Below are 7,611 nucleotides of genomic sequence, written 5' to 3'. Positions count from 1 at the left end.
CGACCGTCCCCGCTGCGGCATTCCCATCCTGTTCCCCAGCTGCAGCAAGCCGGACGGCGGCGTGCACCATTTCGGCGGCGCGGACTATCCCATCGAGGTCCATGGTCTGGCCGATCTGGTGCCGTGGCAGGTCAAGACGGCGGCGGATGATGCCATCGAACTGACCTTGGCGCCCAACGGGCTGACCAAGTTTGTCTATCCCTTTGATTTCCTGCTCACCATGCGGTATACGCTGGCGGGCAATACCGCTACGCTGGCTCTGACGGTGGCCAACACCGGTGACAAGGAGCTGCCCTTCAGCGTGGGCTTCCATCCTTATTTTGCGGCCAGCAAGCTGGAGAATGTCCGCTTTGCCATCCAGGCGGCTACCTGCTCCGAGGATGCCAAGGGTGAGCAGCCTGCGGCACCGCAGGAGATCACCCTGACCCGCAAACCGGGCAGCGCCGATTCCATTCGGCTGCTTACCGGCGTCAAGAGCCCCATGGTCATGACGGATGCCGGTAACGGCCACAAAGTGACGGTGGCCTTTGACGAGAGCTGCTTCCGCAACGGTGTGCTCTGGCAGCAGGATGCGGAGTCCTTCGTCTGCATGGAACCGTGGAACGGCTGGGCCAACTCGGTGAACGAGGACGGCAAGCATGAGACGCTGGCCCCCGGTGCCGAAAAGACCTTTACTTGGTCCATCACCATCGAGTAATTTCTGCAATACAAGCCCCCGGCAGCTACGCAGTTGCCGGGGGCTTTCTGTTGCTGTCTGGCAGGAGCCGCGGCCCTGAAACCACCTCTGTGCGGGTCCTTATTGGAGGCATGGCCGGAATGCGGATCGAAAACGGGAAAGGGACAGAGTTCGGTTCGGGGAGGTTTTACTGGTACAACTGCATAAAAATAGGCGTAGAAGTTTGTGCAAATAACCAAGAAAAATATACGTGAAATATTTTCACTTTACAAATTAGAAACGCTCAACTATAATCAAACAAGCGCCACGGATTGCAAGGAAGCAATCCAAAGCCCGGTCCGGAATCTTGCCGGATCGGGCTGTGCTATTTCTCATAAAGGGGGAGCAGCGCATGCTGACACTGGATAAGATCTACCACGCTAAATTTATTTTAAAGCAGATCGCCCGCAAAACCGATCTGATTGCCGCGCCGCGGCTGTGCCCGGGCACCGACCTTTACCTTAAGACCGAGAACCTGCAGGTGACGGGTAGTTTCAAAGTCCGGGGGGCTTACTACAAGATCAGCCAGCTCACGGAGGAAGAGCGGGCCAAGGGCGTGATTGCCTGTTCGGCGGGCAACCACGCGCAGGGCGTGGCGCTGGCCGCCACCCGGATGGGGATTCACAGCGTAGTCTGCATGCCGGACGGCGCCCCCATTATGAAGGTGGAAAGCACCAAGCGGCTGGGGGCCGAAGTGGAACTGGTCAAAGGCACCTACGACGATGCCCACGACCGGGCGGTGGAACTGCAGCAGGAAACCGGTATGACCTTCATCCATCCGTATGACGATGAGCTGGTCATCGCGGGGCAGGGCACGATTGGGTTGGAGATTCTCGATCAGCTTCCCGACGTAGATGCGGTGATCGTGCCGGTGGGCGGCGGCGGATTGATTTCCGGTGTGGCCTTCGCCATCAAGAGCCTGCGGCCCGAGGTGAAGGTCTACGGTGTGCAGGCGGCGGGCGCGCCCAGTATGGCGCGGGCTTTCCACGACCATCACTACGAAACGCTGGATCGGGTAGACACCTTTGCCGACGGCATTGCGGTCAAGACCCCCGGCGAGATCACCTACCAGATGGTGGAAAACTACGTGGACGATGTGGTTACGGTCAGCGAGGACGAGATCGCCGCGGCGATCCTCTCGTTGATGGAAAACCAGAAACTGGTGGCCGAAGGGGCCGGGGCCACGCCGGTGGCGGCGGCACTGTTCGGCAAGCTGCCGCTGGCAGGCAAAAAGGTGGTTTGCCTGATTTCGGGCGGCAACATCGATGTGAATATCTTGAACCGGGTCATCACCCGCGGTCTGGTCATGAGCGGACGAAAGTCCAACTTGATGATCGCGCTGGAAGACAAACCCGGCCAGCTTACCTTGGTCAGCGATATCATCTCGGCTTGCGGCGCTAACGTGGTCAGTGTGCACCACGACCGGTCTGATGCCAACATGGCCATTACCAGTTGCTTCCTCAAACTGGGGCTGGAAACGCGCAATGCCGCCCAAATCGAAGAGATCAAGCAGCGGCTTACCGAAGCCGGGTTCGAGCTGGTCAGCGAGCGGGTATAAAAAACAGAGGCCCGAAGGCCTCTGCCAGAAAAAGCGTATTAAACCTTGACGCCGCCGGCCAGCATCTCGATAAACTGCTTGGCCACCCGGGGGCTGCGGCCCCCCGCCCGCAGGGCGAACGCTGCGCCCTTGATGTACAGCTGATCGCTGGGCATCTGGACACCGTATTGACGGGCCAGCTCCAACAGAATGGCATCGAAACGCTCCTTGTCGGGCTGCTGGAAAGTCACCGTTAAACCGAACCGGGCCGCCAGACTCATCAATTCCTGCCGGGTATCCGAGGCGTGCAGGTCATCTCCGGTGCGGTCCGTCATGGATTCCTTGACAAGGTGCCGCCGGTTGCTGGTGGCATACACCGCCACATTGTGGCTGCGGCCGCCCACGCTGCCTTCCAGAATGGCTTTCAGCGCCGCAAAGTTGTCGTCGTTGGCGGCAAAGCTCAAGTCGTCGATGAAGAGAATGAACTTCAGCGGATTCTTGGCCAGCTCGTCCATCAGGGCGGGGATCTGGTACAGCTGGTTCTTCTTCACCTCAATGAGCCGCAGCCCTTCGGGGGCAAACTCGTTGGCAATGGCCTTCACCGTGCTGGATTTGCCGGTGCCGGCATCGCCGTAGAGCAGCACGTTGTTGGTGGGCTTACCCTCCAGCAGCGCCCGGGTGTTGGCAATGACTTTTTCCCGCTCCCGCTCGTAGCCGGGCAGTTCGCTCAGCCGCTGGGGATCGGGGTAACGCACCGGCACCAACCGGCCGTTCTCCAAGGTGAAGACGTGATGCCGGGCAAAGATGCCGTAGCCCTTCTGGCCCACGGCCGCCCGCCGTGCCTCGTACGCGGCATGGAAGTCCGCGTTGGGGGTCACTTCCCATCGGGGCAGATATTCCGGTGCGCCGTGGCACAGATCATCCAATCCGGCCCGGCCCAGCGCCTGCAAAAAGTCCAGCTCGCTTACCAGCGCGGCTTCCAGCACAGGGCCGGCATCGCCGCCCGCCGCCGTGCGCAGACAGAGGTTCTCATCCTCCAGCACGTCGTCCAGCAGCACGTCAGTCCAGTTGGTGCCCCGGGCAAAAAGCGCCGCCTCAAAGGCAGCTACGGCGCCGCCCAAATCACATTCTTCCGCGGCCAGTGCCGCACGCAGGGCGCGCAGCAGGGGGGTGTCCAGCAGATTGCGGAACACCACCAAAGCATCCAGACGCGCCATCCATTCCATACGTTGCATACAAATCGATCCTTTCCCAAGAAACTACTCTCAGTATAAACAGTACCGCATAAACTTGCAAGAATTTCACAAAAAAACTTGACAAATGGGAAGAAGTGCGGTATAGTTTAACACAAATTCAAGAAATGCTTGGATGAGAACTAGTAACGGTTTGAACACAGCCAACAGAGAACTGCCGGTTGGTGCAAGGCAGCAGGGCAAGCAAACCGCGAACTGATCTCGGAGCAGATCCGCTGAACGCACAGCCAGTAAGTGGATACGGGCGCACCCGTTACAGTGCAGGACTTTGTTGGAAGTCCGGTGAGTGGGGAATTTTTTCCCAATAAGAGTGGTACCGCAGAGCGCTTTTACAGCCTTTGTCTCTTGGGTTCAAGGGGCAAAGGCTGTTTTTTTATTCTTACCTGCGCACCCATGCCGCCGGCGCAGAAGATCGGAGATAGGAAGGAGAAGAATTCATGAAACTCAACGGTTCGCAGATCTTTGTTGAGGTCCTGGTGGAGCAGGGGGTAGACACCCTGTTCGGCTACCCCGGCGGGGCTGTCCTCAACCTGTACGATGAATTGTATAAAAATTCCGACCGTATACACACGGTGCTGACCGCCCACGAGCAGGGCGCCTCCCACGCAGCGGACGGTTACGCCCGGGCTACCGGACGTACCGGCGTGGTTCTGGCCACCAGCGGCCCCGGCGCCACCAATCTGGTCACCGGTATTGCCACCGCCTATATGGACAGCGTACCCATGGTGGCCTTCACCGGAAACGTGGCCACCACCCTGCTGGGCCGGGACTCCTTCCAAGAAGCCTATATCGAGGGCATTACGATGCCCATTACCAAACATAACTATACGGTGCGCCGGGTGGAAGATCTGGCCGACACCATGCGGGCGGCTTTTCGCATTGCCCAGCAGGGCCGCAAAGGCCCGGTGCTGGTGGACATCCCCAAGGATGTGACCGCTGCGGTCTGTGAGTTCACCCCCAAGGCGCCGGAGCTGATCCGCACCGTCACGCGCTACAACGAAGCGGACGTGAAAAAGGCGGCCGAGATGATCAATGCGGCCCAGCGGCCCATCGTCTACTTCGGCGGCGGTGTACGCAGTGCGGCAGGCTGCCAGCCGCTGCGGGATCTGCTGGAAAAGACCGGTATGCCCGCCACCTACACCCTGATGGCTGCGGGCGTGCTCAGTTACGGCGAACCCCACAATCTGGGCCTGCTGGGCATGCATGGCTGCTATGCCGCCAACAAGGCCATCGACGAGGCAGATCTGGTTATTGCGGTGGGCACGCGGTTCAGCGACCGGGTCGCCCTCAACCCCGATACCTTCGCCAAGCGGGCTAAGATCATCCAGATCGACATTGACCCCAGTGAGCTGGGCAAGAACGTGGCGGTGGATCTAAGCCTGACCGGCGACGCCAGCTATATTTTGCAGGCCATCCTGCCCTATGTGGAAAAGACCGAGCATAAGCTCTGGATGGAGCAGATTCGTCAGTGGCAGAAAAATGACTACAAGCCGGTGGACAGCGATACCGAACTCAAACCCCACCAGCTCATCGATGAGATCTGCCGGCAGGCCGGACCCGAAGCGGTGTATGTCACCGATGTGGGTCAGCACCAGATGTGGGCGGCCCAGTACCTGCACCACACCAAGAGCCGCGGCTTTTTGACCAGCGGCGGTCTGGGCACCATGGGCTTCGGCTACGGCGCAGCCATCGGCGCCCAGATGGCACTGGGACGGGATGCCCGGGTCATCATGTTGACCGGCGACGGTTCCTTCCACATGAACCTGAATGAGGGCTGCACGGCGGTAAGCTATGGACTGCCCATCATCACGGTCATCTTCAACAATCAGGTGTTGGGCATGGTCCGGCAGTGGCAGACCACCTTCTACGGCAAGCGCTACTCCGACACCGACCCCCACCGCCATACCGACTTTGTCAAGGTGGCCGAGGGCTTCGGTGCCAAGGGCTACCGTGCCACGACCCCCGAGGAATTTAAGGCTGCCTTCGCCGACGCCATGAAGCAGCAGGGACCCAGTTGGATCGACTGCCGCATCGGCAAGGACGAGAAGGTGCTGCCCATGATCCCGGGCGGCGGCGACATCAACGACATCATCATGGAATGAGGTGAACAGGATGGATTCTATGCAGCAAACCAACCCCAACCAGCGCCGCGTTATCAGCCTGCTGGTGGACAACCAGAACGGTGTTCTGGCCCGGGTAGCCAGCCTGTTCTGCCGTCGGGGCTTCAACATCGACAGCCTGACGGTGTCGGCTACCAACGATCCCAAAATCAGCCGCATTACCGTGACGCTCCGCGGGGACGAGCAGGCCCTGAGCCAGTTGATCCTGCAAACCGAGCGTCTGGAAGTGACCCGCCAGATCTTTGAATTGGATCCCGAAAAGAGCCTGCAGCGGGAGCTGCTGCTCCTCAAGGTGGCCTGCAACAACCAAAACCGGGCTGAACTGCGGGAGATCTCCAGCATTTACAAGGCCAAGATCATCGACCTGTCCCCGGACAGCATGGTGTTTGAACTGACCGGCAAGCCGGACAAGATCGACGCCTTCCTGACGATGTTCAACGGCTACGAAATCTTGGAGCTTTGCCGCACCGGCGTCACGGCGCTGGAACGGGGCGGTAAGCACCAGCACATGCAAAAGCCGGCGCAGGAAATCCGCGAAGCGCAGTTGCCGCTGCCCGGCACCCATTGTCCCCAGCCGTAAGGCGGGAAAGTCCCCCCTACGTTTTCCATAAAAAAATCTACTATATAAAAAAAGGAGACACTCACCATGGCGATCAATAAGTATTACGATTCCGACTGCAACCTCGGCATGCTCGACGGCAAGACCGTTGCCGTCATTGGCTTTGGCTCTCAGGGTCATGCCCATTCCGAAAACTTGGCCGAAAGCGGCGTCAACGTCGTCGTCGGTCTGCGCAAGGGCTCCGGTCACTGGGAGAAGGCCGCGAAATTTGCCGAAACCCATGACAACTTCAAGGTCATGGAAGTGGAAGAGGCCGCCAAGGCTGGTGACGTCGTCATGATGCTGGTGCCCGACGAACTCTGCGCCGACATCTACAACCGTCAGGTCGCGCCCTACATGACCGAAGGCAAGGCGCTGGCCTTTGCCCACGGCTTTAACATCCATTTCAAGACCATCGTCCCCCCGAAGAATGTGGACGTCATCATGATTGCTCCCAAGGGTCCCGGCCACACCGTCCGCAGCCAGTATGTGGAAGGCCACGGCGTGCCCAGCCTGATCTGCGTGGAGCAGGACTACACCGGCAAGGCCAAGGACATCGCCCTGGCTTATGCTTCTGGCATCGGCGCCGGCCGTGCGGGCATTCTGGAGACGACCTTCAAAGAGGAGACCGAGACCGACCTCTTCGGCGAGCAGGCTGTGCTCTGCGGCGGTGTCTGCGAGTTGATCCACGCCGGTTTCGATACGCTGGTGGAAGCTGGCTATGCCCCCGAGATGGCTTACTTCGAGACCTGCCACGAGATGAAGCTCATCGTTGACCTGATCAACGAAGGCGGCTTCGATAAGATGCGGTACTCCATCTCCAACACCGCCGAGTACGGCGACTACCGCACCGGCAAGCGCCTCATCACCGAGGAGACCCGCAAGGAGATGAAGAAGGTTCTGACCGAGATTCAGGACGGCACCTTTGCCTCTGAGTTCCTCACCGAGATGAGCCCCAACGGCGGCCGTAAGGTCCACTTCCTGGCCCAGCGCCGTATGCAGTCCGAGCACCTCATCGAGAAGGTGGGCAAGGAACTGCGTCAGATGATGAGCTGGCTGAAAAAGTAATTCCAGCCAAGCCATCCCCAATCCAATCGAATGGAGACGAAACCCATGAACAGTGATAACGTGAAAAAGGGCCCCGAACGGGCACCCAACCGCAGCCTGTTCTATGCGCTGGGCTATACGCCGGAGGAACTGGACCGCCCGTTGATCGGCGTGGTGTCCGCTTACAGCGAGATCGTGCCCGGCCACATGAATCTGGATAAACTGGCGGACGCCGTCAAGGCCGGTGTGCGAATGGCCGGCGGTACCCCCATCCTCATGCCTGCCATCGGTGTCTGTGACGGCATCGCCATGGGCCATGTGGGCATGAAGTATTCCCTCGC

7 protein-coding genes and 1 other annotated feature are annotated in these 7,611 nt (G+C 59.6%); of the genes, 6 read left to right on the top strand and 1 reads right to left on the bottom strand.

Translation table 11 applies throughout. The annotated features are described in order from the left end of the window. Together Q0526_RS07835 and ilvA are read left to right on the top strand one after the other, a co-directional pair. Nucleotides 1-697: aldose epimerase (locus tag Q0526_RS07835; RefSeq protein WP_298732280.1), on the top strand; the 697-nt coding region annotated here is incomplete at its 5' end. Between the two features lie 370 nt (nt 698-1,067). Further along, nucleotides 1,068-2,273, top strand: a complete 1,206-nt coding sequence (ilvA, locus tag Q0526_RS07830; protein ID WP_298732279.1) for a threonine ammonia-lyase — start codon at nt 1,068-1,070, stop codon at nt 2,271-2,273. A 38-nt stretch (nt 2,274-2,311) separates the two neighbouring features. On the opposite strand, the gene Q0526_RS07825 is transcribed toward ilvA, so the two are convergent. Next, nucleotides 2,312-3,487 carry an ATP-binding protein gene (locus tag Q0526_RS07825; RefSeq protein ID WP_298732278.1) on the bottom strand — a complete coding sequence of 392 codons (1,176 nt, stop codon included), beginning with the start codon at nt 3,485-3,487 and terminating at the stop codon, nt 2,312-2,314. Nucleotides 3,488-3,608: 121 nt separating this feature from the next. Continuing rightward, nucleotides 3,609-3,854, top strand: a binding site (T-box leader). An 88-nt stretch (nt 3,855-3,942) separates the two neighbouring features. On the opposite strand from Q0526_RS07825, the gene ilvB reads away from it, so the two are divergent. The 4 genes from ilvB to Q0526_RS07805 form a co-directional block, all read left to right on the top strand. Next, nucleotides 3,943-5,607 carry a biosynthetic-type acetolactate synthase large subunit gene (gene ilvB / locus Q0526_RS07820; RefSeq protein ID WP_298732277.1) on the top strand — a complete coding sequence of 555 codons (1,665 nt, stop codon included), beginning with the start codon at nt 3,943-3,945 and terminating at the stop codon, nt 5,605-5,607. A gap of 10 nt (nt 5,608-5,617) precedes the next feature. Beyond that, nucleotides 5,618-6,205, top strand: coding sequence for an acetolactate synthase small subunit (gene ilvN, locus Q0526_RS07815; RefSeq protein ID WP_298732276.1), 588 nt, complete (start codon nt 5,618-5,620; stop codon nt 6,203-6,205). Nucleotides 6,206-6,271: 66 nt separating this feature from the next. After that, nucleotides 6,272-7,291 (top strand): ketol-acid reductoisomerase, encoded by a 1,020-nt coding sequence (gene ilvC / locus Q0526_RS07810; RefSeq protein ID WP_298732275.1) that lies wholly within the window; start codon nt 6,272-6,274, stop codon nt 7,289-7,291. 45 nt (nt 7,292-7,336) lie between these two features. Next, on the top strand, nt 7,337-7,611 hold a 275-nt coding region (locus Q0526_RS07805; RefSeq protein WP_298732274.1), incomplete at its 3' end, for a dihydroxy-acid dehydratase.

The organism is uncultured Subdoligranulum sp. (genome assembly GCF_937890665.1).
Note: the sequence above shows the minus strand (reverse complement) of the source record. Positions and strands in the feature narration are given on the sequence as shown.

Bases quoted from the DNA above. Each gene is read 5' to 3' on its own strand.
- ilvN (WP_298732276.1), top strand. From the start codon at position 5,618: ATGGATTCTATGCAGCAAACCAACCCCAACCAGCGCCGCGTTATCAGC.
- Q0526_RS07825 (WP_298732278.1), bottom strand. From the start codon at position 3,487: ATGCAACGTATGGAATGGATGGCGCGTCTGGATGCTTTGGTGGTGTTC.
- ilvA (WP_298732279.1), top strand. From the start codon at position 1,068: ATGCTGACACTGGATAAGATCTACCACGCTAAATTTATTTTAAAGCAG.
- ilvC (WP_298732275.1), top strand. From the start codon at position 6,272: ATGGCGATCAATAAGTATTACGATTCCGACTGCAACCTCGGCATGCTC.
- ilvB (WP_298732277.1), top strand. From the start codon at position 3,943: ATGAAACTCAACGGTTCGCAGATCTTTGTTGAGGTCCTGGTGGAGCAG.